Below are 360 nucleotides of genomic sequence, written 5' to 3' on the forward strand. Positions count from 1 at the left end.
TGGACGCACTTGACCGGGTAACAGAGAAATGGACGCCTAAATATCCGAACTCCATGAAACGCTGGAAAGATAACTGGGATGCGATTTCTCCGATTTTCAAATTTTCAACGGATGTGCGGAAGGTCATATATACGACCAATGCCATAGAATCATTAAATTCCACCTATCGGAGACTCAACCAGCAGAGAAGCGTTTTCCCGAGCGATACAGCACTACTGAAAGCCCTGTATCTGGCCACCTTTGAAGCCACCAAAAAATGGACAACTACCATCCGGAACTGGGGCCAGGTCTATGGTGAGTTGAGCATTATGTATGAAGGACGGCTGCCAGATTAAATCCATATCCAGGTTAAAACAGGCG

At 46.4% G+C, this 360-nt stretch carries 1 protein-coding gene; it reads left to right on the top strand.

Features of this window, described 5'->3' with window-relative positions; translation table 11 throughout:
- Positions 1-335 (top strand): transposase (locus H6A20_RS13205; RefSeq protein ID WP_204907546.1); only part of this gene is annotated, 335 nt, incomplete at its 5' end.
- Positions 336-360 lie beyond the last annotated feature (25 nt).

Origin of the sequence: Mordavella massiliensis, from assembly GCF_016901695.1 — a bacterium.
GTDB lineage: Bacteria > Bacillota > Clostridia > Lachnospirales > Lachnospiraceae > Claveliimonas > Claveliimonas massiliensis_A.